Source organism: Novosphingobium sp. ERW19, assembly GCF_012641315.1.
Classification (GTDB): Bacteria; Pseudomonadota; Alphaproteobacteria; order Sphingomonadales; family Sphingomonadaceae; genus Novosphingobium.
The window spans coordinates 349,544-376,105 of the sequence record NZ_JABAIC010000004.1 but is presented as its reverse complement, the minus strand read 5'-3'; the positions used below and the strand labels follow the sequence as shown (position 1 = coordinate 376,105).

Annotated in this window: 27 protein-coding genes; 15 read left to right on the top strand and 12 right to left on the bottom strand. The window is 65.3% G+C overall.

The genetic code is table 11. The annotated features are described in order from the left end of the window. Positions 1-29: 29 nt before the first annotated feature. The 3 genes from HGI46_RS10465 to HGI46_RS10455 all read left to right on the top strand — a co-directional run bounded on the left by HGI46_RS10465 (position 30) and on the right by HGI46_RS10455 (position 2,494). Positions 30-1,187 carry a peptidoglycan DD-metalloendopeptidase family protein gene (locus HGI46_RS10465; RefSeq protein ID WP_346766705.1) on the top strand — a complete coding sequence of 386 codons (1,158 nt, stop codon included), beginning with the start codon at positions 30-32 and terminating at the stop codon, positions 1,185-1,187. Between the two features lie 7 nt (positions 1,188-1,194). Continuing rightward, positions 1,195-1,545, top strand: a complete 351-nt coding sequence (locus tag HGI46_RS10460; protein ID WP_206065648.1) for a polymer-forming cytoskeletal protein — start codon at positions 1,195-1,197, stop codon at positions 1,543-1,545. Positions 1,546-1,789: 244 nt separating this feature from the next. After that, positions 1,790-2,494 carry a DUF1013 domain-containing protein gene (locus HGI46_RS10455; protein ID WP_118072854.1) on the top strand — a complete coding sequence of 235 codons (705 nt, stop codon included), beginning with the start codon at positions 1,790-1,792 and terminating at the stop codon, positions 2,492-2,494. A 125-nt stretch (positions 2,495-2,619) separates the two neighbouring features. Here the strand turns inward: HGI46_RS10455 and HGI46_RS10450 are convergent, their stop codons facing one another. Next, entirely contained in the window at positions 2,620-3,618 is a 999-nt protein-coding gene (locus HGI46_RS10450) for an NAD(P)H-quinone oxidoreductase (protein WP_168904095.1), read from the bottom strand. A gap of 93 nt (positions 3,619-3,711) precedes the next feature. On the opposite strand from HGI46_RS10450, the gene HGI46_RS10445 reads away from it, so the two are divergent. Together HGI46_RS10445 and clpA are read left to right on the top strand one after the other, a co-directional pair. Continuing rightward, positions 3,712-3,930: a DUF1192 family protein gene (locus HGI46_RS10445; RefSeq protein WP_118072852.1), complete on the top strand. Its 219-nt coding sequence runs from the start codon at positions 3,712-3,714 to the stop codon at positions 3,928-3,930. Positions 3,931-4,098: 168 nt separating this feature from the next. Then, positions 4,099-6,462, top strand: a complete 2,364-nt coding sequence (gene clpA / locus HGI46_RS10440) for an ATP-dependent Clp protease ATP-binding subunit ClpA (protein WP_168904094.1) — start codon at positions 4,099-4,101, stop codon at positions 6,460-6,462. Between the two features lie 76 nt (positions 6,463-6,538). On the opposite strand, the gene HGI46_RS10435 is transcribed toward clpA, so the two are convergent. Then, positions 6,539-7,054 (bottom strand): EF-hand domain-containing protein, encoded by a 516-nt coding sequence (locus tag HGI46_RS10435; RefSeq protein ID WP_168904201.1) that lies wholly within the window; start codon positions 7,052-7,054, stop codon positions 6,539-6,541. A gap of 136 nt (positions 7,055-7,190) precedes the next feature. On the opposite strand from HGI46_RS10435, the gene HGI46_RS10430 reads away from it, so the two are divergent. The 5 genes from HGI46_RS10430 to HGI46_RS10410 all read left to right on the top strand — a co-directional run bounded on the left by HGI46_RS10430 (position 7,191) and on the right by HGI46_RS10410 (position 11,219). Next, a complete protein-coding gene (locus tag HGI46_RS10430) occupies positions 7,191-8,207 on the top strand; it encodes a ligase-associated DNA damage response exonuclease (RefSeq protein WP_168904093.1) in 1,017 nt (338 codons plus the stop codon). Further along, on the top strand, positions 8,207-9,802 hold the full coding sequence (locus HGI46_RS10425) for a cisplatin damage response ATP-dependent DNA ligase (RefSeq protein WP_168904092.1): 1,596 nt from the start codon (positions 8,207-8,209) through the stop codon (positions 9,800-9,802). Before HGI46_RS10430 ends, HGI46_RS10425 begins: the two co-directional genes overlap by 1 nt. Before the next feature lie 59 nt (positions 9,803-9,861). Then, positions 9,862-10,050 (top strand): hypothetical protein, encoded by a 189-nt coding sequence (locus HGI46_RS10420; protein WP_118072848.1) that lies wholly within the window; start codon positions 9,862-9,864, stop codon positions 10,048-10,050. A 99-nt stretch (positions 10,051-10,149) separates the two neighbouring features. After that, complete coding sequence (locus HGI46_RS10415) at positions 10,150-10,545, top strand: group II truncated hemoglobin (RefSeq protein WP_168904091.1); 396 nt, start codon at positions 10,150-10,152, stop codon at positions 10,543-10,545. 35 nt (positions 10,546-10,580) lie between these two features. Next, on the top strand, positions 10,581-11,219 hold the full coding sequence (locus HGI46_RS10410; RefSeq protein WP_168904090.1) for a YoaK family protein: 639 nt from the start codon (positions 10,581-10,583) through the stop codon (positions 11,217-11,219). Positions 11,220-11,230: 11 nt separating this feature from the next. Here HGI46_RS10410 and HGI46_RS10405 read toward each other — a convergent pair whose 3' ends face one another. Genes HGI46_RS10405 through HGI46_RS10390 form a run of 4 tightly spaced genes read right to left on the bottom strand, consistent with a single transcriptional unit; the run spans position 11,231 to position 14,666 of the window. Beyond that, on the bottom strand, positions 11,231-11,515 hold the full coding sequence (locus tag HGI46_RS10405; protein WP_168904089.1) for a DUF167 domain-containing protein: 285 nt from the start codon (positions 11,513-11,515) through the stop codon (positions 11,231-11,233). Beyond that, positions 11,496-12,071, bottom strand: coding sequence for a gamma carbonic anhydrase family protein (locus HGI46_RS10400; protein ID WP_168904088.1), 576 nt, complete (start codon positions 12,069-12,071; stop codon positions 11,496-11,498). The genes HGI46_RS10405 and HGI46_RS10400 overlap by 20 nt, the downstream gene beginning before the upstream one ends. An 11-nt stretch (positions 12,072-12,082) precedes the next feature. Then, positions 12,083-13,075, bottom strand: a complete 993-nt coding sequence (hemB, locus tag HGI46_RS10395; RefSeq protein WP_168904087.1) for a porphobilinogen synthase — start codon at positions 13,073-13,075, stop codon at positions 12,083-12,085. Between the two features lie 37 nt (positions 13,076-13,112). Beyond that, positions 13,113-14,666 carry a peptidoglycan DD-metalloendopeptidase family protein gene (locus HGI46_RS10390; RefSeq protein ID WP_346766704.1) on the bottom strand — a complete coding sequence of 518 codons (1,554 nt, stop codon included), beginning with the start codon at positions 14,664-14,666 and terminating at the stop codon, positions 13,113-13,115. A 146-nt stretch (positions 14,667-14,812) separates the two neighbouring features. On the opposite strand from HGI46_RS10390, the gene HGI46_RS10385 reads away from it, so the two are divergent. After that, positions 14,813-15,859 (top strand): DUF3667 domain-containing protein, encoded by a 1,047-nt coding sequence (locus HGI46_RS10385; RefSeq protein ID WP_240946687.1) that lies wholly within the window; start codon positions 14,813-14,815, stop codon positions 15,857-15,859. Between the two features lie 54 nt (positions 15,860-15,913). Here the strand turns inward: HGI46_RS10385 and ftsH are convergent, their stop codons facing one another. The 6 genes from ftsH to HGI46_RS10355 all read right to left on the bottom strand — a co-directional run bounded on the left by ftsH (position 15,914) and on the right by HGI46_RS10355 (position 23,781). Continuing rightward, positions 15,914-17,845, bottom strand: a complete 1,932-nt coding sequence (gene ftsH, locus HGI46_RS10380; protein ID WP_168904086.1) for an ATP-dependent zinc metalloprotease FtsH — start codon at positions 17,843-17,845, stop codon at positions 15,914-15,916. A 140-nt stretch (positions 17,846-17,985) separates the two neighbouring features. Then, positions 17,986-18,930 (bottom strand): tRNA lysidine(34) synthetase TilS, encoded by a 945-nt coding sequence (gene tilS / locus HGI46_RS10375; protein ID WP_168904198.1) that lies wholly within the window; start codon positions 18,928-18,930, stop codon positions 17,986-17,988. 16 nt (positions 18,931-18,946) lie between these two features. Continuing rightward, entirely contained in the window at positions 18,947-19,954 is a 1,008-nt protein-coding gene (locus HGI46_RS10370; protein WP_118072840.1) for a tetratricopeptide repeat protein, read from the bottom strand. A gap of 120 nt (positions 19,955-20,074) precedes the next feature. Then, positions 20,075-21,058 (bottom strand): helix-turn-helix domain-containing protein, encoded by a 984-nt coding sequence (locus tag HGI46_RS10365; RefSeq protein WP_240946685.1) that lies wholly within the window; start codon positions 21,056-21,058, stop codon positions 20,075-20,077. A gap of 126 nt (positions 21,059-21,184) precedes the next feature. Next, a complete protein-coding gene (gene ptsP, locus HGI46_RS10360; protein WP_205525257.1) occupies positions 21,185-23,458 on the bottom strand; it encodes a phosphoenolpyruvate--protein phosphotransferase in 2,274 nt (757 codons plus the stop codon). Between the two features lie 164 nt (positions 23,459-23,622). After that, positions 23,623-23,781 carry a DUF465 domain-containing protein gene (locus HGI46_RS10355; protein ID WP_118072838.1) on the bottom strand — a complete coding sequence of 53 codons (159 nt, stop codon included), beginning with the start codon at positions 23,779-23,781 and terminating at the stop codon, positions 23,623-23,625. Positions 23,782-24,015: 234 nt separating this feature from the next. On the opposite strand from HGI46_RS10355, the gene HGI46_RS10350 reads away from it, so the two are divergent. The 4 genes from HGI46_RS10350 to HGI46_RS10335 all read left to right on the top strand — a co-directional run bounded on the left by HGI46_RS10350 (position 24,016) and on the right by HGI46_RS10335 (position 26,463). Then, positions 24,016-24,213 carry a DUF465 domain-containing protein gene (locus tag HGI46_RS10350; RefSeq protein WP_039333267.1) on the top strand — a complete coding sequence of 66 codons (198 nt, stop codon included), beginning with the start codon at positions 24,016-24,018 and terminating at the stop codon, positions 24,211-24,213. Positions 24,214-24,339: 126 nt separating this feature from the next. Then, positions 24,340-24,825 (top strand): DUF1465 family protein, encoded by a 486-nt coding sequence (locus tag HGI46_RS10345; protein ID WP_205525256.1) that lies wholly within the window; start codon positions 24,340-24,342, stop codon positions 24,823-24,825. Positions 24,826-24,919: 94 nt separating this feature from the next. Further along, entirely contained in the window at positions 24,920-25,828 is a 909-nt protein-coding gene (locus HGI46_RS10340; protein WP_168904196.1) for an MBL fold metallo-hydrolase, read from the top strand. After that, entirely contained in the window at positions 25,810-26,463 is a 654-nt protein-coding gene (locus HGI46_RS10335) for a DUF4230 domain-containing protein (protein WP_168904085.1), read from the top strand. The genes HGI46_RS10340 and HGI46_RS10335 overlap by 19 nt, the downstream gene beginning before the upstream one ends. Positions 26,464-26,562 lie beyond the last annotated feature (99 nt).

Sequence of the window (26,562 nt, the reverse complement as noted above, 5' to 3'; positions counted from 1 at the left end):
AGCCTGCCCGCTTTGCGGCTGCGCCAGCTGTGGCCAGCGCTGTCGCCCGTGTGCGCCGCTGGTTTCCGGAGCGCGAGTTCTTCATGCGCTCGCAGGGTCAGGTCCGCTTCATCCGCATTTCCTCGCGCCTGCAGATGACCGTGGCCGGTGGCGTTGCTGCGGCGGTGCTGCTCTGGCTGGTGGTCATGGCGGCGACATTGTTCTCGCAGTTCACCGCCGCGCGCGATCACGCCGCACTGCTCGAGCGTGAGGCGGCAGTCGCTTCGGCCGAGAGCCGGGTGGCGAAGTATCGCGGCGGGCTGGAAGGCGTGGCGGACGACCTCGATCGTCGCCAGGACTTCATCGAGAAGGCGATCGAAGGCACGATCGGCGAGCTGCCCAAGGACCTGCCGCAAGGCACCGTATCCGACAGCAGCGGCGAAGCGCAGAAAACCGTGCGCAAGATCTCGATGGAATTGCCTGAAGCGCGGCGCCTTGCCGAAGTGGAAGCGCGCCAGCTGGCCTTCATCGAACGCCTCACCCGCTTTGCCGATGCGCGTTCGGCGCAGGCGGAGACGGCGATCCGGCGCGTCGGGCTCAACCCGGCGATGCTGCGCGCTGCTTCGCGCGAAGGCCAGGGCGGCCCGCTGATCCGCCTGTTCACCGGCAACGATGACAGCGTCGATCCTCGCTTTGCCCGCCTTGGTGCCAGCCTCGAGCGGATGGCCGCGCTGGAAAAGGGGCTGCGGCGTATCCCGAACACCCTGCCTGCCAGCCTCGAGTACATTTCGAGCGGCTTCGGTTACCGTTCGGACCCGTTCACCGGTGGTCCGGCGTTTCATGCCGGGCTCGATTTCCGCGGCCCCGTCGGCGCGCCGATCTATGCGGCGGCGGCAGGCACGGTCAGCTTCGTCGGCCAGCGCCAGGGTTACGGCAATGTTGTCGAAGTCAGCCACGGCAACGGGCTGATGACGCGCTATGCCCACATGTCGCGCACCGAGGCGCGGTTCGGCCAGAAGGTCGACGCCGGCAGCGAGATCGGCAAGATCGGCAATACTGGGCGCTCGACCGGGCCCCATCTTCACTTCGAAGTGCGGATAGGCGACCGTCCGGTCAATCCGCGCCCCTTCCTTGAGGCAAACAGGCATGTTCAGGAAATCCGCGCCGGAAGCGCCGCGCACCGCGTCAACAATCTTGGGGGGAAGTAATTCAGCAATGGCCGCGACTTTCTCCGTGCTGGGTGCCGATCTCGCCGTGAAGGGCGATCTTTCGGCGACGGCCGATCTCCACATCGACGGCAGCGTCGAAGGCGACATCACTTGCGCCGCGCTCGTGCAGGGCGAGAAGAGCACCGTCACCGGCGCGATCAAGGCCAAGAGTGCGCGGCTTTCGGGCACGGTGCACGGGTCTATCGAGGCGGGCGAGCTGGTGATCCTCAAGACCGCGCGCATCCACGGCGATGTGAGCTACGACGCGCTGACCATCGAGCAGGGTGCACAGGTCGATGGGCGCTTCGCCCATCGCGTCCATGCGGGCGAGGAGCCGTCGCTGACTCTGGTCAGCTGAGGGTTCTTTGTCTGGTGCGCCCCTGACATCCGTCAGGGGCTTGCGGCACCGGCCCGCTCCCCCGCCCGGCCACCCAAATCCTGCCGCAAAGGGCGAGCGGGCAGCGGAGCGGGCCGGTGCCGCAACTCTTTTCTTGCCGATTCGCCATTCCCGGCTTACATCGGCGAGGTTCAAGGCCGCTCCGCGAGGGGCGGCCCTTATTGTATCCGCTTTTTGCGGGACCGCTTTTTTCGGGAGATTGTCCGTGAGCAACCAGCCCACGTATCCGCTGATGCCGCACGCCACTGCGTCCTGGCTCGTCGACAACACCGCCCTGACCTTCGAGCAGATCGCCGAGTTCTGCGGCCTTCACATCCTTGAAGTGCAGGCCATGGCCGATGACCTCGCCGGGCAGAAGTACACCGGGCGCGATCCGATCCACTCGGGCGAATTGAACCAGGCCGAAATCGACAAGGGCCAGGCAAACCCGGAATACAAGCTCAAGATGCAGCGTGCGCCGATCTCGGTCAGCCGCACCAAGGGCCCGCGCTATACGCCGGTTTCGAAGCGCCAGGACAAGCCGGACGGCATCGCCTGGATCCTGCGCAACCACCCGGAAGTTTCGGACGCGCAGATCGGCAAGCTGATCGGCACGACGCGCACCACCATCGCCGCGATCCGCGATCGCAGCCACTGGAACATCGGCAACATCAATCCCAAGGACCCGGTGACGCTGGGCCTGTGCTCGCAGCGCGAACTCGATTCGCTGGTGGCCAAGGCTGCCAAGAAGGCCGGCATCGAGGACAACGGCGAAGCCGCGCTGCGCCTTGGCACCGACCGTGAAGCGCTGATCGAGGAGCTGCGCGCGGAGCGTCAGGCCTCGGCCAAGGCTGCTTCCGAAGCGGCGCAGGAAGCTGAAGCGGCCGCATGGCTGGCTGCCCGCCGCGCTGAAGGTATTTCGGACAGCTGAGCTTTCGGCTGATTGCTGAATTGAGAAGGGCCGCCCTTGCGAAGGGGCGGCCTTTTTGTTGGCTATCGCCAATGCCCACCCCTGACCCCTCCCGCGTGCGGGAGGGGAAGAAGTCGCGACGTGCGTCAGATCGCCAGCACGATCTTGCCGATGTGGCTGCCCTCTTCCATGCGGGCGTGGGCGGCGGATGCTTCAGCCAAGGCAAAGGTCCGGTCCATGATCGGGCGCAATTCTCCGGTGGCGACGAGCGGCCAGACTGTTTCGCGGATTTCGGAGGCGAGCGCCGCCTTGAAGGCCTTTGACCGCGGGCGCAGCGTCGAGCCGGTGAGCGTGAGGCGGCGGCGCATGACTTCGGCCATGTTGAGTTCCGCCTTCACCCCGCCCTGCACCGCTATTGTCACATGGCGGCCATCATCGGCGAGGCACTTGAGATTGCGCGCGACGTAATCACCCGCGACCATATCAAGCACCATGTCGACGCCGCGACCTGCGGTGATGCGCTTGACCTCTTCCACGAAATCGGCGGCCTTGTAATCGATCGCGTGAGCCGCGCCGATTGCCAGCGCCTGCCTGCACTTCTCCGACCCGCCGGCGGTGACGATCACCGTCACGCCGAACAGCTTGCCGAGCAGGACCGCCATCGAGCCGATACCGCTGGTGCCGCCATGGACGAGGATCGTTTCGCCCGGCGCTGCCATGCCGCGTTCGAACACGTTGTGCCAGACAGTGAACAGGGTTTCCGGAATCGCCGCAGCCTCTGCCATGGAAAGGCCGGTTGGCACCTGGAGACACTGCGCGGCTTCGGCGATGCAGTACTCGGCGTAGCCGCCGCCCGCCACGAGCGCGCAGACCATCGTGCCGGTAAAGGGCCAGGTCACCCCTTCGCCCATCGCGACGACCTGCCCCGACACTTCGAGGCCCGGCAGGGGCGAGGCATCGGGCGGCGGGGGATAGAAGCCCTGGCGCTGGATGACATCGGGGCGATTCACGCCCGCAAAGGCCACCTTGACCAGCACCTGTCCGGGTCCGGGCACCGGAATCGGAACGCTTTCCGGCCGCAGGACCTCGGGCCCGCCGGGTGCGTCCCAGCCGATTGCCGTCATTGTTGCAGGAATGCCGCTCATCCACCGCCCTTGTCGTTATCGAATACCAATTTGCCCTTGGCTAACCATGCAAGGCGTTGACAGCAAGGCACTGCAGTGCCCAAACTGCCCGGAATGGACATTGACGAGCGCCCTCGCCCGAAAGGGGACCTGGCCAGCCAGCTGGCAACCGAAGTGCTCGACCCTTATTCACACGACGAACTGAACGAGCGCATTCGCCTGCTCGAACTCGAGATCATGCGCACTGTCGCCCACCGCGACAAGGCGAGCGCACATCGCGCTGCGGCCGAAGCGCTGTTCCGAACGCCTCCACCATCAGGCGAGGCAGGATGAATTCGCGCGCCCTTCCCTTTGCCGAAGGGCGTTACCATATCTCACGATATACGGGTGTCTTTCAGGCATCTGTTCTCACCCTCACACGTGGTTTAGCCCGGGTTAATAACGCGTGTGCACTCTCCATGTCGGAGAACCCACCGGCGCAAGCCAGAAAGTAGCCGCAACATGCCCAGTTTCGCCCAGAGTCTCGAGAAAACGCTGCACACCGCGCTCGCCAACGCGTCCGAGCGCAGCCACGAGTACGCGACTCTCGAGCATCTCCTGCTGGCCCTGATCGATGATCCGGACGCGGCGCAGGTCATGCAGGCTTGCGGCGTGGACCTCGGCGATCTCGGCGATGTGGTGCGCCAGTACCTCGATCAGGAATACCAGTCGCTCAAGACCCAGGAGAAGGCCGATCCGCAGCCGACCGCCGGGTTCCAGCGGGTGATCCAGCGCGCCATCCTTCACGTGCAGTCCTCGGGCAAGGACACCGTGACAGGAGCGAACGTGCTGGTAGCGCTGTTCTCCGAGCGTGATTCATACGCCGTCTACTTCCTGCAGCAGCAGGACATGAGCCGCCTCGACGCGGTCAGCTTCATCAGCCACGGCATCGGCAAGGGCGGTCGCCAGGTCGAAGGCCGCACGCCCAAGGGCGCAGAGGAGGAGGCTCCCAAGCAGCAGGAAGAGAAGGCTGACGCCAAGGGCCAGAAGAAGGAAACCGCGCTCGACCAGTTCTGCGTCAACCTCAACGAGAAGGCGCTGAACGGCAAGGTCGATCCGCTGATCGGACGTGGCCCCGAAGTGGACCGCACCATCCAGATCCTGTGCCGCCGTTCCAAGAACAACCCGCTCTATGTGGGCGATCCGGGGGTGGGCAAGACCGCGATTGCCGAGGGCCTTGCCCGCAAGATCGTCGAAGGCGAAGTGCCCGAAGTGCTGTCCGAAGCGGTGATCTACTCGCTCGACATGGGCTCGCTGCTGGCCGGTACGCGCTATCGCGGTGACTTCGAGGAGCGCCTCAAGCAGGTCGTCTCGGAGCTCGAGAAGATGCCGCACGCGGTGCTGTTCATCGACGAGATCCACACCGTGATCGGTGCCGGGGCCACCAGCGGCGGCGCGATGGATGCCTCGAACCTGCTGAAGCCCGCGCTTTCGGGCGGGACGATCCGCTGCATCGGATCGACCACCTACAAGGAGTTCCGCAACCACTTCGAGAAGGACCGCGCCCTGCTGCGCCGCTTCCAGAAGATCGACGTGAACGAGCCGACCATCGAGGACACGATCAAGATCCTGCGTGGCCTGCGCACCGCGTTCGAGGAACACCACAAGGTCAAGTACACGCCCGATGCGATCAAGACCGCGGTCGAGCTTTCGGCGCGCTACATCAACGACCGCAAGCTGCCCGACAAGGCGATCGACGTGATCGACGAAGTGGGCGCGATGCAGATGCTGGTGCCGCCAAACAAGCGCAAGAAGACGATCACCGCGCGCGAGATCGAACAGGTCATCGCGACGATGGCGCGCATCCCGCCCAAGTCGGTCAGCTCCGACGACAAGAAGGTGCTCGAACATCTCGAGCGCGATCTGAAGCGTCTGGTGTTCGGCCAGGACAAGGCCATCGAGGTCCTGTCGTCGGCAATGAAGCTGAGCCGTGCGGGCCTGCGCGATGCAGACAAGCCGATCGGTTCGTTCCTGTTCTCCGGCCCGACCGGCGTCGGCAAGACCGAGGTCGCCCGCAGCCTTGCCCAGATCATGGGCATCCCGCTGCAGCGCTTCGACATGTCCGAATACATGGAGCGCCATTCGGTCAGCCGCCTGATCGGTGCCCCTCCGGGCTATGTCGGGTTCGATCAGGGCGGTCTGCTCACCGATGCCATCGACCAGCAGCCGCACTGCGTCCTGCTGCTCGACGAGATCGAGAAGGCGCACCCGGACCTGTTCAACATCCTGCTGCAGGTGATGGACAACGGCCGACTGACCGACCACCACGGCAAGACGGTGGACTTCCGCAACGTGGTCCTGATCATGACCACCAACGCGGGCGCTTCTGACATGGCGCGCCAGGGCATCGGCTTTGGCGACGTGTCGAAGGCGGACGCGGGTGACGAGGCGGTGAAGAAGATGTTCACGCCCGAATTCCGTAACCGTCTCGATGCGATCGTGCCGTTCGGTTACCTGCCGCCCGAGGTTGTCAGCCGCGTGGTCGACAAGTTCGTGCTGCAGCTCGAACTGCAGCTGGCCGAACAGAACGTCCACATCCAGTTCGATGCCGATGCGCGCAGCTGGCTGGCCAAGAAGGGCTATGACAAGCTCTATGGCGCCCGCCCGATGGCCCGCCTGATCCAGGAGAAGGTCAAGAAGCCGCTCGCCGAGGAACTGCTGTTCGGCAAGCTGGCCAATGGCGGCGAAGTCCACGTCAGCCTTAAGGAGGACGCGCTGTCCTTCGAACTGACGCCGGCTGCGCCCAAGCTGGTCAAGAAGAAGGCCCGCAAGGGCAAGGCCGGAAGCACGGCAACCGAAGAGCCGAGCGCCGACGAAGCCGAGTAAGCTTCACTGGTGAAAATGAACAAAGGGGCGGCATCGCGAGGTGCCGCCCCTTCTCGTTGTTCTCAGGGTCGTCACTCTACGGCGCCTGCGGCGGCGCGGGATGAGGGGCGTCCCATTCGGCGCGGCTGACCATGCCATCGCCATTCCGGTCGATCATCGAGAAGCGGGCATTGTTGAAGGCCATCCATTCGGACAGGGTCAGTTTTCCGTCGCCATCGGCATCGGCCACGTTCAGCAGCACCTGCGGAGTCAGCCCGTCGATCTCGGCCAGCATTGCAGCGCCCGCGCGGAGCTGGTCCGCATCGAGATTGCCGTTCTGCTTCAGGTCCATCATCTCGAACAGGGTCTGCGCCCCTTGTGCATATTCCGCGCTGGAGATCGCGCCATCGCGCGCGGCGTCGAGCCGGGCGAAGTCAGTGAGCGGATTGGCAGCGAGGGGCACTGACGTAACGGCTGGTTCGGGCGCAGCAATCGCCGGGATCGAGGCGGTTGGCGAAACATCCGGGCCGGTCTCCTTCTCCTTGCCGTCGCACCCGGCCAGCAGCAGGGCGGCGCATAAAGGCGCGAGGAGCAATGTGCTTTTGCGGAGCATGGCTTGTCTCCCGGATCGTCTGTTAGTGGGCAGGCGAAAGCTAACCCGGTGACCTGAACCTTGCCTGTCCCGCGCGCGGAATGCTGTGGCGATAGTTCATCTGGAACGAAACCTGTGAGCCCGCCATTGTTCCACCATGGCAGCGTCATTTTCGTGGATCAGGGCAGAGCCGATGGGCATCCACGTTGCGCCGGCCGACGTGTGGATCGATCCGGCACGCGCCGTCGATACGGCTCTGGTAACCCATGGTCATGCCGATCACGCCCGCGGCGGACATGGGCGAACCGTGGCAACCCCCGAAACGCTGGCCATCATGCAATTGCGGTATGGCGTGGAAGCGCAGAACGAAGTCCGGGCGGCGCCCGTCGCCTATGGCGAAACCATCAGCCTTCCGGGGGGTGTGCGGGCGACATTCGTGCCCGCGGGCCACGTCCTCGGCTCTGCGCAGATCCTGCTCGAGCATGCAGGCGAGCGGGTGATCGTGACCGGGGACTACAAGCGCCGGGCCGATCCCACCTGCCCGCCATTTGAAGTGACGCCATGCGACGTGTTCATCACCGAGGCCACCTTCGGACTGCCGGTGTTCCGCCATCCGCCGATTGCCGAGGAAATGGCCAAGCTGCTCAGTGCCCGTGAGAACGATCAGGGGCGCTGCGTGCTCGTTGGCGCCTATGCCTTGGGCAAGGCGCAGCGGGTGATCGCAGAACTGCGGGCTGCAGGATTTCACGAGACGATCTGGCTGCACGGCGCGATGGAGCGGATGTGCCGGCTGTACCAGGACCACGGCGTCGACCTGGGCGATCTCAAGGCCGTGGCCGGTGTGCCCAAGGCGGCGCTGGCCAACAGTGTCGTGATCTGTCCGCCATCGGCGCTCAACGACCGCTGGAGCCGCCGCCTGCCCGACCCAGTCACCGCCATGGCGTCAGGCTGGATGCGTGTGCGGCAGCGGGCGCGGCAACGCAATGTCGAGCTGCCGCTGATCATCTCCGACCACGCCGACTGGGACGAACTGACCCAGACCATCGCGCAGGTGAACCCGGTCGAGACCTGGATCACCCACGGCCGCGAGGAAGCGCTGCTGCGCTGGTGCGAACTGGCGCAGCGCAAGGCGCGGGCCCTGGCGCTGGTGGGGTATGAGGACGAGGATGATTGATGGAGCGCTTTGCCGCCCTGCTCGACGCGCTCGTGCTCACGCCATCGCGCAATGCCAAGCTGGCGCTGCTGGCCGACTACATGCGCGAGACGCCCGATCCTGACCGGGGCTGGGCGCTGGCTGCGCTGACCGACGGGCTGGATTTCCCCGCGGTAAAGGCAAGCCTGATCCGCGCGCTGATGGCCGAGCGGCTCGACCCGGTGCTGTGGACGTTGAGCCGCGATTACGTTGGCGACACCGCCGAGACGGCCAGCCTGCTCTGGCCGGAGCCAATCGGCGATCAGCTGCCGCCGCCATCGGTTGCCGAAGTCGTCGAGACACTCCACGCCACCACGCGCGCAACGGCGCCCGGAATTCTCACCGATCTGCTTGACCGTCTTGACGTCAATGGTCGCTATGCCCTGCTGAAACTTGCCACGGGTGCGATGCGCATCGGGATTTCAGCGCGGCTGGCCAAGGTCGCGTTCGCGCAGGCTTTCGAGGTCAGTGTCGAGGACGTCGAAGAGTACTGGCACGGACAGGCGCCGCCCTACTTGCCGCTGTTCGATTGGGCAGCGAACGGTTCCGCGCCGCCGCGCACCGACCTGCTGCCACTGTTCCGGCCGTTCATGCTGGCCCACCCGCTCGAAGCGGAAAGCCTCGACCTCTCGGAGTTCGCGGCCGAGTGGAAATGGGACGGCATTCGCGTGCAGATTGTCCATGTGGCGGGCGAGACGCGCGTCTATTCGCGCAGTGGCGACGACATTTCCGGCACCTTTCCCGAAGTGACGGCCGCGCTGACCACGCCCTGCGTGCTTGATGGCGAGTTGCTGGTACGCGGGGCGCATCAGGGCGGCGAGAGCGGTGGCGCCGCGAGCTTCAACGCCCTGCAGCAACGCCTTGGGCGCAAGACCGTGTCGAAGGCAATGCTCAGCGACTATCCCGCCTTCGTGCGCCTTTACGACCTGCTGATCGAGGACGGCGAAGACTTGCGCGAATGGGCGTGGGAGCAGCGCCGCGCCCGGCTTGAAGCTCTGGTGCCCAAGCTTGACCAGGGCCGTTTCGATATCTCGCAGGTGATCGAGGCCCGGGACTTCGACGAACTTGCCGAGATCCGCGCCCGGGCGCGCGACGAAGCGATCGAGGGAGTCATGCTCAAGCGGCGCGACAGTCCCTACGTGGCGGGACGGCGAACCGGCCTGTGGTACAAGTGGAAGCGCGATCCGCTGCTGATCGATTGCGTGCTGATGTACGCGCAGCGGGGGAGCGGCAAGCGCTCGTCGTTCTATTCGGACTACACGTTCGGCTGCTGGAACGGCGACCCGGACGAGGGGGCGGAACTGCTCCCCGTCGGCAAGGCCTACTTCGGCTTCACCGACGAGGAGCTGAAATGGCTCGACCGCTACGTGCGGCAGCACACTGTCGGCAAGTTTGGCCCGGTGCGGGAGACCGACAAGTCGCTGGTTTTCGAAGTTGCCTTCGATTCGGTTCATGCCAGCAAACGGCACAAGTCGGGCGTCGCCATGCGCTTCCCGCGGATCAGCCGCATCCGCGCAGACAAGCCGGCGCATGAAGCGGACCGGCTCGAGACGCTGAAAGGCCTGATCGCCGACTGAGCTTGCGGAACCTAGTCACCTGCCTGCCGTTTCCAGAAAAACGTCTGGGAGAGAACACAATGGCAAACGTATTGCTCGCCGCTCCGGCCTATGCGCTCGGACGACTCGCCTGGACATCGCTGCGCACCGGCGGCGAATGGACGCGTTATCGGCAGTGGGATGCGGTGGCGACCAACTGGGCGATCGGGGCAGTCCTTGGCGGAATGGCGGCAAGCCTTGCGGCCAAGGCGCTCCCTCACCGCAACTGAAGCGCCGAGCGGTTGCTCAAGCGGTTGATTGCGGTCAATGTTTTCGGCACTTGTTTGACGCACAAGCAAGGCTCCAGATCCCTGTTCCGGAGCATTCCCTTGGCGACCCAAGCCCCCGCAACCAGTCCCTATGACCGCCTTGGCGGAATTGAAACGCTGCGCCGCATCACCGATCGCTTCTACGATCTGATGGAAACCGAACCGGCCTTTGCAGAGCTGCGCGCCATGCATGCGCCCGACCTTGCACCAATGCGCGAATCCTTGCCGGGGTTTCTGGCCGGCTGGAGCGGCGGTCCGCGCGACTGGTTCGACGCACACCCCGGCAAGTGCATGATGTCGATGCACAAGCCCTTCCCAATCACGCGCGAGACGGCCACGCAATGGGCCGACTGCATGGCGCGGGCGATCGCCGATATCGCGCCGCAGGACCGCGAAATTGCCGCCGGGCTCAGCGAAGTCCTCGGCCAGATGGCCCGAGGCATGGCGCGCACCTGATTCCCTTGCGCGTAAAGCCGCGCTAGAAGGCGAGCGTGATCCTCAACGACCGCCAGCGCCGGACATTTGCCATGGCTCTTGCCGCCATGGCCGGGTTCGTGGACGCGGTCGGGTTTCTCTCCGCGCAGGCCTATTTCGTCTCATTCATGTCGGGCAACACGACGCGGCTTGGCGTTGCGCTTGGCACTTCCCCGCATGACGCGATCGTTCCCGCTCTGTTGATCGGTGGCTTCATCACTGGCGTGACGGGTGGCGCACTCGTTTCCGAGCGTGCGGGGTCGATGCGCAAACCCGCCGTGCTGGCGCTGGTGACCGCGCTGCTGGTGATCGGCGCATTGGCCCGCGCTGCCGGGATCGGAACGCTCATGATGGCGGCACTGGTGTTGGCAATGGGTGCGCTGAACAACACTTTCCAGCGCGATGGCGAAGTGACTGTCGGCCTGACCTACATGACCGGTGCGCTGGTCAAGCTCGGCATTGGCATGGCCCGCCGCATCGTGGGCAAAGGAGATGGCCGGTGGACGTCATGGGCGCAGCTGTGGCTCGGCCTGCTCGCCGGTGCCGTGCTGGGCGCCTTTCTGCAGGATCGCCTGCCGATGGGATGCCTGTGGATCGCCAGCGCCTGGAGCGTGGCAATGGTGGTCGTTGCTTTCAGGGTGCCTTCGGAGAGCTAGGCCGGGGAAAGTCAGGCCGGCGGAATCCTGAACAGCTTCTCCCGGGAAGTTGCGCCGCGCAACATTTCCACCCTGGACGGCGCAACGCCAAGCGCCCTTGCCAGTAGCTCCCCCACCGCTGCGGTCGCCTTGCCATCCTCGGGCTTGGCGCGGACCTTGACGGCGATGCGCCCCTGTTCGATCTCGATGCCCTCGCTGCGCGCGCCCGGCGTCACCCGCACGGCCAACCGCCCTTCGGCATCGACCAGCGCGCGCAAGGCCTCCGGCGGCGGCAGCTCAGCCTTCGGCCGCGCCAAGGACGGCCGCCCCGACAGCCAGCTTGTGCGCCTGCCCGTTGCGGACATAGTGCTGCACGCCGCGCTGCATGTCGGCGATGGCCGCATCATCGAGATCGCGCATGTACCTGGCGGGACGGCCGCCCCACAACTGGCGCGACAGCACGCGCTTGCCGCCGGTCAGCATCGCGCCTGCCGCCAGCATGCCGTCACTTTCGATGTGGGCATCGCTCATCACGATAGCGCCAAGGCCGACGAAGCCGCGATCCTCGATCACGCAACCGTGGACCATGGCGAGGTGCCCGACCAGCACGTCCTCGCCGATGATCGTCGGAAAGCCATCGGGCTTGTTCGGCGCGGGACTGTCGACGTGGATGACGCTGCCATCCTGGATGTTGGTCCGTGCGCCGATGCGGATGAAGTTGACGTCGCCGCGCAGGACGCAATTGTACCAGATGGACACGTCCGGCCCGATCTCGACATCGCCGATGATCCGGCATCCCGGCGCAATGAAGGCGCTCTCGTGGATGCGCGGGGTCTTGCCATTCAGCGGGATGATCGAGACGTCGGGGTACATGGCCAAGTCCTTCAGGCGCCCATCAGGCGTGCGGCGTGGGCGGCGTGGTAGGTCAGCACGCCGGAACAGCCCGCGCGCTTGAACGACAGCAGGGTTTCCAGGACCATGGCATCGCGATCGGCTGCACCGGCCGCCACTGCCGCCTCGATCATCGCGTATTCGCCGCTCACCTGATAGGCGAAGACCGGCACGCCGAAAGTGTCCTTCACGCGGGCTGCGATGTCGAGATAGGGCAGGCCCGGCTTGACCATCACGCTGTCAGCCCCTTCGGCAAGGTCCATCTCCACCTCGCGCAGGGCTTCCTCGGCGTTGCCGGGGTCCATCTGGTAGGTCTTCTTGTCACCCTTGAGCAGCCCGCGCGAGCCGACCGCATCGCGGAACGGACCGTAGAATGCCGAGGCATACTTGGCGGCGTAGGACATGATCTGCACGTTGATATGTCCAGCGCCTTCCAGCGCCTCGCGGATCGCGCCGATGCGGCCGTCCATCATGTCGGAGGGGGCGATGATATCGGCTCCGGCAGCGGCCTGGTTGAGGCTCTGGCCGACCAGCACCTCGACGGTCTGATCGTTGAGGACATAGCCCGCCTCGTCGATCAGCCCGTCCTGCCCGTGGCTGGTATAGGGATCGAGCGCGACATCGGTCAGCACGCCGATGCTGTCACCGCAGGCATCCTTGATCGCCTTGATCGCCCGGCACATCAGGTTGTCGGGATTGAGCGCTTCCTTGCCGTCCTCGCTGCGGCGATCGGGCTGGGTGTTGGGAAACAGCGCAAGGCAGGGAATGCCCAGCGCCACCGCTTCCTTTGCCCGCGCGACGATCCCGTCAACCGACCAGCGCGATACGCCCGGGAGCGACAGGATCGGATCCTCGACGCCCTCCCCCTCGGTCACGAACAGCGGCCAGATCAGGTCTGCCGGGGTGACCAGCACTTCGCGGTGCATGGCGCGGCTCCATGCGGTGGCACGGGTGCGGCGCAGGCGAGTCATCGGATAAGTCGTCATGGCACGAAGGCCTAGCCGCTGGCTCGCCCCGCTGCAATCACCGGGAACGGTTTGCCGGGATCGCGGTGATCTGCGCCAGCTTGCTGCGGAAGGCGGCAAGTTGCGCCGGATCGACGGCTGCGCGCTGGACGATCGAGGTCATCGACATCGGGTTCACCGTCTGCCCGCCGCGATACATCTCGTAATGGAGGTGCGGCCCGGTGGAAAGGCCGGTGGAACCGACATAGCCGATCACCTGGCCCCGCCGCACGGTCATGCCTGCCGAAACAGCGATGCGGCTCATGTGGCCATAGCCGGTGCCGATGCCGCCGCCGTGATCGAGGCGAACGTAGTTGCCGTGCCCGCCATGCCACCCGGCAATGCTTACGCGGCCATCGGTTGCGGCATAGATCGGCGCGCCCCAGCCTGCGGCGAAATCGATCCCGGCGTGCATGCGCACATAGCCGAGGATCGGGTGGCGACGCGCCCCATAGCCCGAAGTGATGCGACCGTTGACCGGCGCGCCGAGGAAGCCGGTGGTCTCCTGCGCGCCTTCGGCCATACCTTGGGGCGAATAGAACGCCCCGTCGTTGCCCCAGCGCAGGAGTTGCAGCACCGGCTTCCCGGCGCGAACCACGCCTGCATAAAGCAGGTCGCCCGCCTGCTGCTCGCCCGTGCCGGCGCGGCGATTGGCATAGACCAGGTCGAACTCGTCACCCGGCGCGATTTCCTCGAACGCCATGTGCTCGTCGATGGTGCGCAAGTAGTCCTGCACCGCAGACGGCGGTGCCCCGGCAGCGCGGGCGGAGCGATAGAGGCTCGCCCCGACGATCCCGCGAATGCGTTGCGGCGATGTGTCGACGGCAATGGCGTTGCTGGCCAGCGCCAGTCCGCCTCCGCTGCGCCGGATGTCGAGCGCGAGATCGAAGCGCGGGCGGAAGGACAGCTGCTCGAGCGGGCGCGGCTGCGCTGGGCTGGTGCGCGCGCCAAGGCGAATGGAAAAGCGCGTGCCTTCCGCAATCGCGCCGGGCTTCACCTGGCCGCCGACAAGATCGAGCACGCGCACGATATCGGTACTGGCAAGGCCGGCGCGCTGCAGCATGCGCGGGAAGCTGTCGCCGGCGCCAAGGGTTGCCGTCAGGTCGATGCTGGGCCGTTCGGGCGCGGCAGCGAGCGGGATGACGGCTGACGTGGCGTTGATGCGGCGGCCGTTGTCCGCACCGAAGGCGAGCGGGCGAATGCCCATCACGCGGAACTCGTCCTGCGCGGCATCGTCCAGCATGGTCAGCGGCGCGGCCTGCAACGGGGCAAAACTCGGCCACATCAGCACGGCAGCCGCGCCGAGGCCGAGCATGGTGCCAAAGCCCCGGAACCAGCGGGCGCTGCCGAGGTCTTCGGCAAGGTCGGGCACGAGATCGAACCTGGCGAAAGCGCGCTCCACCGGCGCAGTCAGGCGCGGCCAGTGGCGCGAAAAGAACAGCTCGGTGTTCTTGAGCAACAGCTCCCAGCGGGGCGGCGTCACGGGGGCGCGGGGCGGCGTGGTGCGCTGGCCGAAGCCGCTTCCCCCTCCCGCTCCGGCGAGTGCTATCAGTTGATCCCGCGGTGTGAACACGTGTCCTGCTTACCCTCTTGGGCTCCGGACTGCACGTTCAAGGTTAATGTTCCGTGAAATCAGCCATTTTGCCGCGCTGTCTCAAGGATGTGGCGTGAACCGAGCCTGCTCGTTATGCTGCAACTGGTTACAAGGGGAACAAGATTTTGAGCGGCACGGAGACTCTGGGCGAAATGGCGGGTGCCTTTGCTGCGGCACGCACGGTTGAGCCGACGGCGGGGGAGTATCGGGCCGACGGCCACACCCACGAATCGGCTTGCCTCAACTGCGCCACGCCGCTGGTCGGCAGCCATTGCCATGCCTGCGGGCAAGCTGCGCATGTCCACAAGACAATCGGCGCATTCTTCCACGACCTGCTCCACGGCGTGTTCCACTTCGAAGGCAAGATCTGGCGGACGCTGCCAATGCTGGTGACCAAGCCCGGCCAACTTACCCGCGAATACATCGACGGGCGGCGGGCGAGCTATGTCTCACCCATCGCGCTGTTCCTGTTCTGCGTGTTCCTGCTGTTCACGACGATCAATTCCATGAACGCCGGCGACCTCGGAAAATCGGCGACCACTTCGATCGAGCAGGCAGAGGCTCAGCAGAAAGCAGAGCTGAGTGCGCTTCAGGCGAAACTCAGGACCGAGACCGATGCGGATGACATCGCGCGACTGAAGCGGAAGATCGAAGTTGCGCAATCCAGTCTCGATGGGCTGGCAACGCTCAGGTCCAGCAACGTGAACATCAACATGATCCAGCCCGACACGGATATCGAGGGGCTCGAGAAAGTCCCGTTCGTCTACGAGGCGGTGAAAGTGTGGAAAGAGAACCCCAAGCTCGCGCTCTACAAGGTGCAGACTTACAGCTACAAGTTGAGCTGGGCACTGATCCCGATCTCGGTACCGTTCCTTTGGCTGCTGTTTCCCTTCAGCCGCCGCTTCGGACTTTATGATCACACCGTGTTCGTCACCTATTCGCTCTGCTTCATGACGCTGCTGGCAATCGTCGCGATGCTCGGCGCCAAGCTTGGCGTGCCTTCACTCGGACTTCTCGGTCTGGTGCCGCCGTTCCACATGCTGGTGCAGTTGAGAGGAACTTACGGCCTGTCGTGGTTCGGGGCATGGCTGCGGACGTGGTTCCTGTCCATGTTCGCCCTTACGGCACTGATCCTGTTCGCGATGCTCATCCTCGTGGAAGCAGGCGGTTAAGCAAAAGGGCCGGAGGTTTCGCCCCGGCCCTTTCTTTTCGATCAGTCTTTAAAATCAGGCCGGCTGCGGATTGGTCGAGCCGAACTTCTTGCCCGCGCGCGGCACTGCCGAGCCCTGGGCTGCGACTGGCCGTGCCGTGCCGCCGGGGTTCTGCGGGCGGTCCAGCTTGCCGCTGTCGAGCAGTTCCTTGATCTCGTCGCCGGTCAGCGTCTCGTATTCAAGCAATGCCTGGGCGAGGAGGTGGAGTTTGTCCTCGTTGGTCTTGAGGATGTCGGTCGCGCGTTCGTGCGCACCGTCGACGAGCAGGCGTATCTCGCTGTCGATCAGCTTGTTGGTTTCGTCCGAGGCGAAGAGGCGGGCCGAACCGCCCATGCCAAGGTAGCCTTCCTGCTGATCTTCGTACTGCAACGGACCGAGCTTGTCCGACATGCCCCACTTGGTGACCATCGAACGCGCCAGCGAAGTGGCGTACTGGATATCGGACGAGGCACCGGACGAGACCTTGTCGTGCCCGAAGATCAGCTCTTCCGCCACGCGGCCACCCATCGCGACCGAGAGGTTCGCGTGCATCTTGTCGCGGTGGTAGGAATAGCTGTCCCGCTCGGGCAGGCGCATGACCATGCCCAGCGCGCGACCGCGCGGGATGATCGTGGCCTTGTGGATCGGATCGGAGGCCGGTTCCTTGACCGAGACGATGGCGTGGCCCGCCTCGTGATAGGCGGTCATCTTCTTCTCGTCGTCGGTCATCACCATGGAGCGGCGTTCCGCGCCCATCATGACCTTGTCCTTCGCGTCCTCGAACTCCTGCATGGCAACAAGGCGCTTGTTGCGGCGCGCGGCGAGCAGGGCGGCCTCGTTGACGAGGTTGGCAAGGTCAGCACCCGAGAAGCCGGGAGTGCCGCGCGCAATCGTGCGCGGATTGACGTCGGGCGCGAGCGGCACCTTCTTCATGTGGACCGAAAGGATCTTCTCGCGGCCTTCGATGTCGGGGATCGGCACGACCACCTGGCGATCGAAACGACCGGGACGCAGCAGCGCGGGATCAAGCACGTCGGGGCGGTTGGTCGCCGCGATGATGATGATGCCTTCGTTGGCCTCGAAGCCGTCCATTTCGACCAGCAGCTGGTTCAGCGTCTGCTCGCGCTCGTCGTTCGAATTGCCGAGACCGTGCCCACGGTGACGACCGACCGCATCGATTTCGTCGATGAAGACGATGCACGGCGCGTTCTTCTTGGCCTGTTCGAACATGTCGCGCACGCGGCTTGCACCGACGCCGACGAACATCTCGACAAAGTCCGAACCCGAAATGGTGAAGAACGGCACGCCCGCTTCACCCGCAATGGCGCGGGCCAGCAGGGTCTTGCCGGTGCCGGGCGAACCGACCAGCAGCGCGCCCTTGGGAATCTGGCCGCCGAGCTTGGAAAAGCGCGAAGGATCGCGCAGGAACTCGACGATTTCCTCAAGCTCCTCGCGTGCTTCATCAATGCCGGCGACATCATCGAAGGTGACGCGGCCCGAGCGTTCGGTCAGCAGCTTGGCCTTAGACTTGCCAAAACCCATCGCGCCCGATCCGCCGCCCTTCTGCATCTGGCGCAGCGCGAAAAAGGCAACGCCGAGAATGAGCAGGAACGGCAGCGAGTTGAACAGGATGTACATCAGCATGTTCGGCTGTTCAGCCGCCTTGCCGGCATACTGCACGCCGTTGTCCTGCAACAGCTTCGGCAGATCGGAATCGCCGGGCACGGGCACGGTTGCGAACTGGCTGCCATTCTTGAGCGTGCCGGTGATGCGCTCCGGCGCGATCTCGACCGAGCGGACCGCACCATCGCTGACTTGCGAGCGGAAGGCCGAGTAGGGGATCGTCGTCGCGTTGGTATCGACCCGTGATCCGAACATCGAAACCACCAGCAAGAGCGCAAGGAAGATCATGCCCCAGACAAGGAGACTCTTGATCCACGGATTTCCCTGAGGCTGGTCGTCGTTCATCGCTGTCTTTCCGCAATCGCCCGGGGACGCGGGCGGGTATGGAGGCAATGTAGGATTGCCACCCCGATTCTCAATATCGGGTAACTGGCAATATAGCGCGAATGTGGTTTTTCAGCGACCTGTGCCGATAGGGCATGCCGTCAAGCGCAATGTGGCGGCGCCAGGGTGAAGCGCCAGGCGCCGCTCCGGGCATCCCCCTTTACCCCGCCAAGCGTCGCAACGCCGCCCTGGCGGAGGGTTTCAAGCCAGCGGACCAGTTCTGCGCCTCGTGGCGTCCCTCCGCCCAATCTGGCGAGCACGCGCTCGAGCAGGCGCAAGGCGATGGCGTCGGGCAGGCCTGGCGGCGGGTTCCACGTGAAACCCTCGCCCGCCGTTGTCACGCTTTCCCACAGCTGGCCGACAACCCAATCCAGCGCAGCATCGGCTTCGGCAAGGTGCCGGGCGCTCCGAGCGAAACCCATGATTGCAAACGCATCGGTTGACGTCAGAGCGTCACGCATGCGCACCCGCTCGTAACCCGGATCGCGGTTCGAAGGATCGTCGGCCGCGGCAAGGCCGGTCAAGTTGACAACCGCCTGCAATTCCGCCCGCCGCCATGACAGCAAGGGCCGTAGCAGCGTAAGGCCCGGAGCGCCCGGCACTTGTGCAACGGGGCGCATCGCTGCCAACCCCCGCAAGCCGACACCACGGTTGAGGCGCATGACCATCGTCTCGGCCTGATCGTCGGCGTGGTGGGCGGTGACGATAGCCGCCAGACCCTGGTCGCGCGCCCACTGCGCCAGCGCCGCGTAGCGCGCAGCCCGCGCCCGCTCCTGCACGCCGCTGCCTTTCTCGAGCGAGAGCGCCAGAGTCCGATGCGCAATGCCGCGCTCAGCGCAGATTGCAGCGACCATTGCCGCTTCATCGGCCGATTCCGCCCGCAAGCCATGATCGACCGTGGCCACCTGAAAGTTGCGCGGCGCAACTTCGTGGAACAGCAGCAGCATGGCGAGGCTGTCCGGTCCGCCCGATACGGCAATGCCGACGGGCTCATGCGGGGCAACCGCCGCCCACTGCGCGGCAAAGCGCGCAGCAGCAGCGGTCAGGCTATTCCCGAGTCCATTACTTGCACTTCACCGAGGCGCGGGCGCCATCGTATTGGCCCTTGAGACGACCGGCGACTTCATCGGGATAGGTCGAGGCCAGCTCCGTGAAGGCGCCGCATGCCTTTTCGGTATCCTTGAGGCGCACCATGGCGATCCCGAGATAGAGCAGGCTGTCAGGCGCACGCGCGCCCTTCTTGTCGGCAAGGTAATTCTGCAGGAAGAACTGCGCCGCGGTGCCGGGCTTGCCATCATCGAGCCAGGCCCGACCCAGCAGGTTGCGGCCGAAGCTGATCATGTTGTGCTTGGGATAGCGATCGACATAGATCTGCAGTTGCTGCTGCGCTTCGGGATAGAACTTGGCTTCCCACAGGCGGAAGCCATAGTTGTATTCATCCAGCGCGGCATCACCCGTCGCCGGCTTCTCGATCGCCTGCACAGCTGCCACGCGCGCGGCCGAAGGCGATACCGGCTTTGCGGCAGGCGTTGCAGGCTTGGTCTCGGCCGGCTTGGTTGCAGCAGGCTTGGCAGCGGCTGGCGTCGTGGGCTTCGGCGTCACTGCCGCAGGAGCGGGCGTCGTCGTCGCGGCAGGCGCTGGCGTCGCCGCCGGTTCCTCGGGCGGCGGCGCGGCAGCGGCCTCAAGCCTGGCCAGCCGCTCCTCGATCTTGGCCGAGCGGTTCTGCCCCTCTTCGACCTGCGCGGTCAGCCGCGCCATCTGCGCCTCGACTGCATCCATCCTCGCAAGAATGTCGGTCACCGCGGACGAGGCGGGCGCGCCAACCGGTGTGGTGTTCGTCGGGCCTGCGGTGATTTCAGGAACGAATGTCTTGCCGGCGCCGTCGGGGAAGACCTTGCGCTGCATCGCGCGGATTTCCGCCTCCATCCGGCGCAGGCGCATTTCCGGGTCGACCGGCGCGGCTGTGGTCTTCTGCGCAGTGGATTGGGCCAGCAGCGGCGCAGCGATCGGGGCGGTCAGCCCCAGAAGGAGGGCTCCAAGCGGCGCAGCACGCCGGAAAGTCATGGTCATGGTCGTTCCCGTTCAGCGGCGCACGATCCCCCGCGCACCCTCAATCAACGCCGCAAGTTTGCCCGATAGCCTGCACCAAGTCGAGACCGGCCAGCAGGTTATCCGCCTCGGCCCGTCGCCTCAGCGCTGGGCGGCAGGTGGCGGCGTACCCTCTGCCGGGGCTGCGGCCGGAGCCGGAGCCGTTGTCGGCTCACTTGCCGCAGCGGACTGTTGCACACGGCGGCGCGGGGCAGGTCGTGCGGCCGGGGCCGCCGCAGAAGGCGTCGCCGCAGGAGCTGGCGTGGCCGCCGCAGTACCGCGCGCCAGCAAGGCCGCTGCGCTGACCGCCACGTCCTTAACGATGCCTTCCTTCTCGGCGATGCGCGGAACCGGTTGCCCGCCCACCGTGATCGCAAGCGCATCGGGACGCCCGGTCCACAGCTTGGGCTCGGGCACGTCGGCCGGCACGGTGAAGCTTTCGCCCTTGGCCAGTTCCTTCTGGAGGATCTGCTTGCCGGTGCCGTCGTAGAACTTCACCCAGATGCGATCTTCGGTGGCCGTGAACACGACCGGGCCGGTCGGTGCGGGAGCCGGTGCAGCGGCGGCGACCTGGCTCGGCGCCGGGCTCGCCTCTTCCGGCCCGACCAGCGGCGGGAGTTCGGCAGACGGCAGGTAATAGCTGCGCCAGAACACCAGCCCCGCCAGCGCAATGACGATTACCAGCCCTGTGGCAAGCCACGCAGTCAGCCGCGAAGGCGTCTTTTCAGGATCGCCCACCTCGAACTGGTTGATCACGCGCGGCGGCGGTGGCGGCGCCTGCCGGTCAAGCTCGGCGCGAACGGCCTCGGAAACGGCCTTGTCATCGAGGCCGACGGCTCTTGCGTAGCTCTTGGCAAAGCCAAGCGCGTAGGGCCGTCCGGGGAAGGCGGCATAATCGCCCACTTCAAGCGCCTGCAGATGCCGCGTCGTTACCCGCGTGGCTTGTGAAAGCTGCTTGATGTCCAGCCCTGCGGCCTCACGCGCCGCGCGCAGCATTTCGCCCACGCTTTGCGGGCCCGGCTGCCCGGCGGGCATGGGCGTGGTGTCGATATTGGTAATGTCGTGCAGACCGCCGGCTTCAGCCAAGGCGTTACTCCCGTCTTCCGCGTATGCTTTGCAACCCGTTAACAGGGTTCGCGTCGCCCCTGCGATTGTCAACGGCTTTCGACGAAGAATGGCGGATTTCGACGACGAAACGCCCCTGAGCCACCCTCAGTCGCACTCGATCCCGCGTGCGGCGGCCCATTCGGCAATCGCAGCGCGAAGGTCTTGCGGGGGTTCGGACAGCCAGCCGGCCATTGCCGCGCGAATCTCGTTCACATCGACCTTGCGGACAAGTTCCTTGACGGGCCCGACCGCCGCAGGCGTAATCGAAAGGCGCGTGATGCCAAGGCCGAGCAGGGCGAGCGCCTCCAGCCTGCGTCCGCCCATCTCGCCACAGACTGTCACGTCGGTGCCGAACGGCGCCACCGTGTTCACCACGCGGCGCAGGAAGCGCAGGATGGCCGGGCTGAGCCAGTCGTAGCGTTCGGCAAGCTTGGGATTGGCACGGTCGGCGGCGAACAGGAATTGCGTCAGGTCGTTGGTGCCGATCGACAGGAACGAGAGCTTCGGAGCCAGCAGGTCGAGACACTCGGCCAGCGCCGGGACTTCGAGCATCGCGCCATAGCGGATCGCCTCGGGCAGGATCTTCTTCTGCTTGCGCAGGAAGGCCAGCTGGCCATCGAATACGGCCTTGGCGGCATCGAACTCCCACGGTTCGGTGACCATCGGGAACATGACGTTGAGCGTCCGCCCGCCCGCGGCTTCGAGCAGGGCGCGGGCCTGCACCTTCAGCAAGCCATCGCGTTCCAGCGCCACGCGCAGCGCGCGCCAGCCCATGGCCGGGTTCTCCTCGGCCTCACCGTCATTATGGCGCAGGTAGGGCAGCACCTTGTCACCGCCGATATCGACCGTGCGGAACACCACCGGACGATCGCCGGCCGAGTCCATCACATCACGATAGAGCCGGGTCTGGCGCTCACGCGAGGGCAGCGTCGCCGAAACGAGGAACTGGAACTCGGTGCGGAACAGGCCGATGCCATCCGCGCCGGTGAGGTTGAGCATTGGCGTATCGTCGCGCAGCCCCGCATTCATCAGCACGGCGATGCGCGTGCCGTCGCGAGTGAAAGGCTCGACCTCGCGCATCGTGGCGTAATGGGCCTGCCGTTCGCGGTTTCTGGCAAAGCGCGCCTCGAACGCTTCTATCAGCGTGGGTGCGGGGCGGACGTCGACCACGCCCTGATCGCCATCGAGCAGGAGGTGATCGCCATCGCGCACCTTGCCGCGCAGCGCCCGCATGCGGCCGACCACCGGTATGCCCATGGCCCGCGCCACGATGACGACATGCGCGGTGAGCGAGCCTTCCTCGAGAATGACGCCCTTGAGGCGCCGCCGATCGTATTCGAGCAGTTCGGCCGGGCCGAGATTGCGTGCGATCAGGATGGCATCGCCCTTGAGGCCCATGCTGGCGGCGGTGCCCAGCTGACCCGAGACGATCCGCAGCAGGCGATTCGACAGATCCTCGAGATCGTGCATGCGGTCGGCCAGAAGCGGGTCGTCGATCTGGCGCATGCGCATGCGGGTGCGCTGCTGCACGCGCTCGATCGCCGCTTCTGCCGTGAGCCCGGAATCGATCGCCTCGTTGATCCGGCGCGACCAACCTTCGTCATAGGCGAACATGCGGTAGGTCTCGAGCACCTCCTCATGCTCTCCGCCTACGCCGAATTCCGCCTGGCTGGCCATGCGGTCGATCTGTTCGCGCATCTTGTCGAACGCCAGATAGACGCGCTGGCGCTCGGCCTCGGTGTCCTCTGCGACGACATGCTCGATCGTGACGCGGGGCTGGTGATAGACGGCAACGCCACTGGCGAGGCCCTTCACCAGGGTCAGCCCCTTGATGCGGTCCGGCCCGGTAAGGTGGGCCGGCACCCCCAGCGTTTCCTCGTCGTCGATCAGCTCTGCATTGGCGATGAGTTCGGAAAGAACCATCGCCACCGTCTGCAGCGCCTCGATCTCGACCTCTTCGTAGCGGCGCGGTTCGACGTGCTGGACCGCAACCACGCCCACCGCGCGTTCGCGCCGCACGATCGGAACACCGGCAAAGGAGTGGAACTTTTCCTCGCCCGTTTCGGGACGGAACGCGAAGTCGGGATGCGCCGCTGCCTCGGCAAGGTTCAGCGTCTCGACATTGCCAGCGATGGTGCCGACCAGACCCTCGCCCACGGCCAGCCGGGTGACGTGGACCGCCGCCTGGTTGAGGCCGCGCGTGGCGAAGAGCTCGAGCATCCCCTCGCGCAGGAGGTAGATCGAGCACACCTCTGAATCGAGATTTTCGCCGATGACTTCGACGATCTGGTTCAGCTTGGCCTGGGCACCCGCGCGCGAGGCCATGACCTCGTGCAGCGAAGTCAGGATTTGTCGGGCAGAGGTCACGGCACTGAGCATGGACATGGATTAGCCTAGTGCGCGCGGTTTGGGAATGTTGCGCACAATCCGATACCGAGGCGATTATGCTGCGGATAGCTATGCAGGTAGAGAATGGCGAGTTGCCGATGCAAAAGAGCCGCCCGATCGGGCGGCTCCGTGTGTTGCCTAAAGGCGCGCAAGGATCAGTGGAAGCGCGATAGCTCTTCCTTGATCTTCAGCTTCTTTCTCTTGAGCTGAGCCACCAGCGTTTCATCAGGGAGAGGCCGGGACATTTCCGATTGGATCTGCTTTTCAAGTCCGGCGTGCTTTGTCTGGAGTGCGCTGATGTGCGTCGATTCCATGCTTTTTCCTCCTTAAGGGAAAGCCCCCTTCAGAAAACCGCACGAGGCCATCCCCGTGCGGGGCGGCGCAACCTTTCGGCCGGTTCTTCACGACTCGAACAGGCGGCGCGTTGTCATGCTCCCACATTGGCCGTATCTTGCAAGCCAAACCGCGCCGGAGCGTTGCACTTTACGGGTTATGCCGTAAGTCGCAGATTACGACCGGTTCACCGGGTCGAAGGAGTTGGGCGGAACGTGACCGAAGAGGAAATGCGCAAGCGGCTTGCTGCGCTGCGTATCGAACACCGTGACCTCGACGCGGCGATCGACGCGCTCTCGCTCAACGGTGCGCGCGACCAGTTGCAGATCGCCCGTCTCAAGAAGCGCAAATTGCTGCTGAAAGACCAGATCGCGATGATCGAGGATTACCTTATTCCCGACATCATCGCCTGAAATCAGACAGTTGAATCACGCGCTCGGCAATGCGCGAGTGTCCCGTTAAGAAACGTTCACGAAACGGGACAGATTTGGTTCGATGTCATGTTGGCGAAACAAAGACGGTCGGGCTATGCGCATTTCATGCCTTTGTTGCCGAGCCTGAATCCGCGTATCGTAGACGCTCTCCATGCCGAGGCGCTCGGTCTTGCCGATCAGGTGCGCACACGATTCGAACGGCTGCGCCAGGAGACCAACCAGATCGTCGCCGATGACGAGGATCTGCGGCGCGTGCAGGTAAGCTGTGAAGCGCTGCGCACGACGACACGCGTGATGCACTGCCTGGCCTGGCTGCTCAATCATCGCGCCCACTTCGCAGGCGAGCTTTCGGAGCTGCAACTGCGCCGCCATGGCCGCCTGATCGCGAATTTTCCCGACAGCGATCGCGAAGTCGTCGCCAACCTGCCGCAGGACGTGCAGGCGCTGGTTCACGACAGCCAGCGGCTTTACCAGCGCATCCAGCGGCTGGAACAGGCGTGGCGATCCGAGGCCATCGCCAATGGCAGTGCCGTGCAACGCTTGCGCGACCGCCTTGCCCGTGCTGTCGAGGATCATTCAAGCGCCGCCTGATCTGCCGGCACGGTAGCGGCATCCACTGCAATCTGACATGACTTGCGCGGTTGCGCCCGGGCGTTGCAGTCCCCATACCCCGGCCATGGCCCAGATGCCCCCGATCCCCGACCGCAGCGAATGGCCCGTCGGCCGCGCCGAGCAACTCGAACCGCTGGTGCGCCGCGTGCTCGCCCCCAACCCCTCGCCCTACACCTTCACCGGCACGCAGACCTATCTGGTCGGAGCTGGCAAGGACGTGGCGGTGATCGATCCCGGCCCTTACGGCATGGACCATGTCGTCGGCTCGGAAAGCCAGGGCCATCTCGACGCCATCCTCGCCGCAGTGGGCGATGCCAGGATCGTCGCGATTGTCTGCACCCACACCCATCGCGATCATAGCCCCGCCTCGCGCCCCCTTGCCGAAGCCACTGGCGCCCCGATCATCGGCTGCGCTCCGCTGACCATGGAGGACGACGGCCCGCGCGCCGATGCCGCTTTCGATGCCGACTACATGCCCGACCGCGTTCTCGCAGATGGCGAGCGCATTTCGGGCGATGGCTGGACGCTCGAAGCCGTCGCCACGCCCGGCCATACCTCCAACCACCTGTGCTACAGCGTGGTGGAAAGCGGTGCGCTGTTCACCGGCGATCACGTGATGGGTTGGTCCACCTCGGTTGTCTCACCGCCGGATGGCGACATGGCGGCATACATGGCGAGCCTGCAGAAGCTCCACGATCGCGCCGATCGCGTGCTCTATCCCGCGCACGGGCCGCAGATCGACAACCCGCGCCAGCTCGTGCGCGGCATGCTCGGCCATCGCCGCCAGCGCGAACGCCAGATCCTGCGATTGCTGGAAGACGGCGGACCGCACGCCATTCCCGAGTTCGTCAGCGCCATGTACAAGGGCCTCGATCCGCGGCTCCACGGTGCAGCAGGTCGCTCGGTGCTTGCCCACCTGCTCGATCTGGAACGTCAGGGACGGGTGAGGGTTGAGGATGAGACATGGATGATCCAGGCCTGACCTCCCGCCCTACGACCAAACCGGCAGCGCCTTCGCTGGCGCGCATCTCCTTGCTGCCTTGGGGCCTGTTCCTTGTCGCGCTGGCAGCGGCAGCCTTCTTCGCCTGGCAATGGTGGGAGCCCGAGGATCTTGGCGATCCGCTCTCCACCAGTCTTGTCGCGTTCGAAAAACAGGACAAGCTGACAGTGTTCAGCGCCGAGCTCGCCCCTGTCGTATCGAGCAACGATTCCCGCCTGTTCGGCCTCGTCAATTCCAAACAGGTCGCAGTAATCCCGGCGCGGATCGACTACACGATCAACCTTGCGCAAGTCGGCCGAGACCGCCTGACGTGGAATGCGGAAGGACAGACCCTTGCAGTCCGCCTGCCGCCGCTCACCGTCAGCCGTCCCAATCTCGATGAGGCGCGGGCGCAGTACTTGCGCGACGGCATCTGGATCAGCCGCGATGCCCAGGACAAGCTGACCCGCGACAACACACGGCTTGCCGAAGCGCAGGCGGTGCAGCAGGCGGCCAATCCCGTGCTGATGAACCTTGCCCGGCAGGCCGCCCGGGAAGCCATCGCCCAAAATCTGTCGATCCCCCTGCAGGTGGCGGGTTACGGCAAGGCCAAGGTCGAGGTCACGTTCGACAAGTAAAGGGCGACAGCCCTGGCGAAATGGTTGCAAGTGTGACTGACGTCACCGCCAGATCGGACCGAATCGCCTAGCGGGCGCCTCGGGACTGGTGGAGACACC

Bases quoted from the DNA above. Each gene is read 5' to 3' on its own strand.
- ftsH (WP_168904086.1), bottom strand. From the start codon at position 17,845: ATGAACGACGACCAGCCTCAGGGAAATCCGTGGATCAAGAGTCTCCTT.
- HGI46_RS10460 (WP_206065648.1), top strand. From the start codon at position 1,195: ATGGCCGCGACTTTCTCCGTGCTGGGTGCCGATCTCGCCGTGAAGGGC.
- HGI46_RS10450 (WP_168904095.1), bottom strand. From the start codon at position 3,618: ATGAGCGGCATTCCTGCAACAATGACGGCAATCGGCTGGGACGCACCC.
- HGI46_RS10435 (WP_168904201.1), bottom strand. From the start codon at position 7,054: ATGCTCCGCAAAAGCACATTGCTCCTCGCGCCTTTATGCGCCGCCCTG.
- ptsP (WP_205525257.1), bottom strand. From the start codon at position 23,458: ATGCTCAGTGCCGTGACCTCTGCCCGACAAATCCTGACTTCGCTGCAC.
- HGI46_RS10345 (WP_205525256.1), top strand. From the start codon at position 24,340: ATGCCTTTGTTGCCGAGCCTGAATCCGCGTATCGTAGACGCTCTCCAT.
- HGI46_RS10425 (WP_168904092.1), top strand. From the start codon at position 8,207: ATGGAGCGCTTTGCCGCCCTGCTCGACGCGCTCGTGCTCACGCCATCG.
- HGI46_RS10355 (WP_118072838.1), bottom strand. From the start codon at position 23,781: ATGGAATCGACGCACATCAGCGCACTCCAGACAAAGCACGCCGGACTT.
- hemB (WP_168904087.1), bottom strand. From the start codon at position 13,075: ATGACGACTTATCCGATGACTCGCCTGCGCCGCACCCGTGCCACCGCA.
- HGI46_RS10370 (WP_118072840.1), bottom strand. From the start codon at position 19,954: ATGACCATGACTTTCCGGCGTGCTGCGCCGCTTGGAGCCCTCCTTCTG.
- HGI46_RS10420 (WP_118072848.1), top strand. From the start codon at position 9,862: ATGGCAAACGTATTGCTCGCCGCTCCGGCCTATGCGCTCGGACGACTC.
- clpA (WP_168904094.1), top strand. From the start codon at position 4,099: ATGCCCAGTTTCGCCCAGAGTCTCGAGAAAACGCTGCACACCGCGCTC.
- HGI46_RS10445 (WP_118072852.1), top strand. From the start codon at position 3,712: ATGGACATTGACGAGCGCCCTCGCCCGAAAGGGGACCTGGCCAGCCAG.
- HGI46_RS10335 (WP_168904085.1), top strand. From the start codon at position 25,810: ATGGATGATCCAGGCCTGACCTCCCGCCCTACGACCAAACCGGCAGCG.
- HGI46_RS10400 (WP_168904088.1), bottom strand. From the start codon at position 12,071: ATGTACCCCGACGTCTCGATCATCCCGCTGAATGGCAAGACCCCGCGC.
- HGI46_RS10340 (WP_168904196.1), top strand. From the start codon at position 24,920: ATGCCCCCGATCCCCGACCGCAGCGAATGGCCCGTCGGCCGCGCCGAG.
- HGI46_RS10430 (WP_168904093.1), top strand. From the start codon at position 7,191: ATGGCAGCGTCATTTTCGTGGATCAGGGCAGAGCCGATGGGCATCCAC.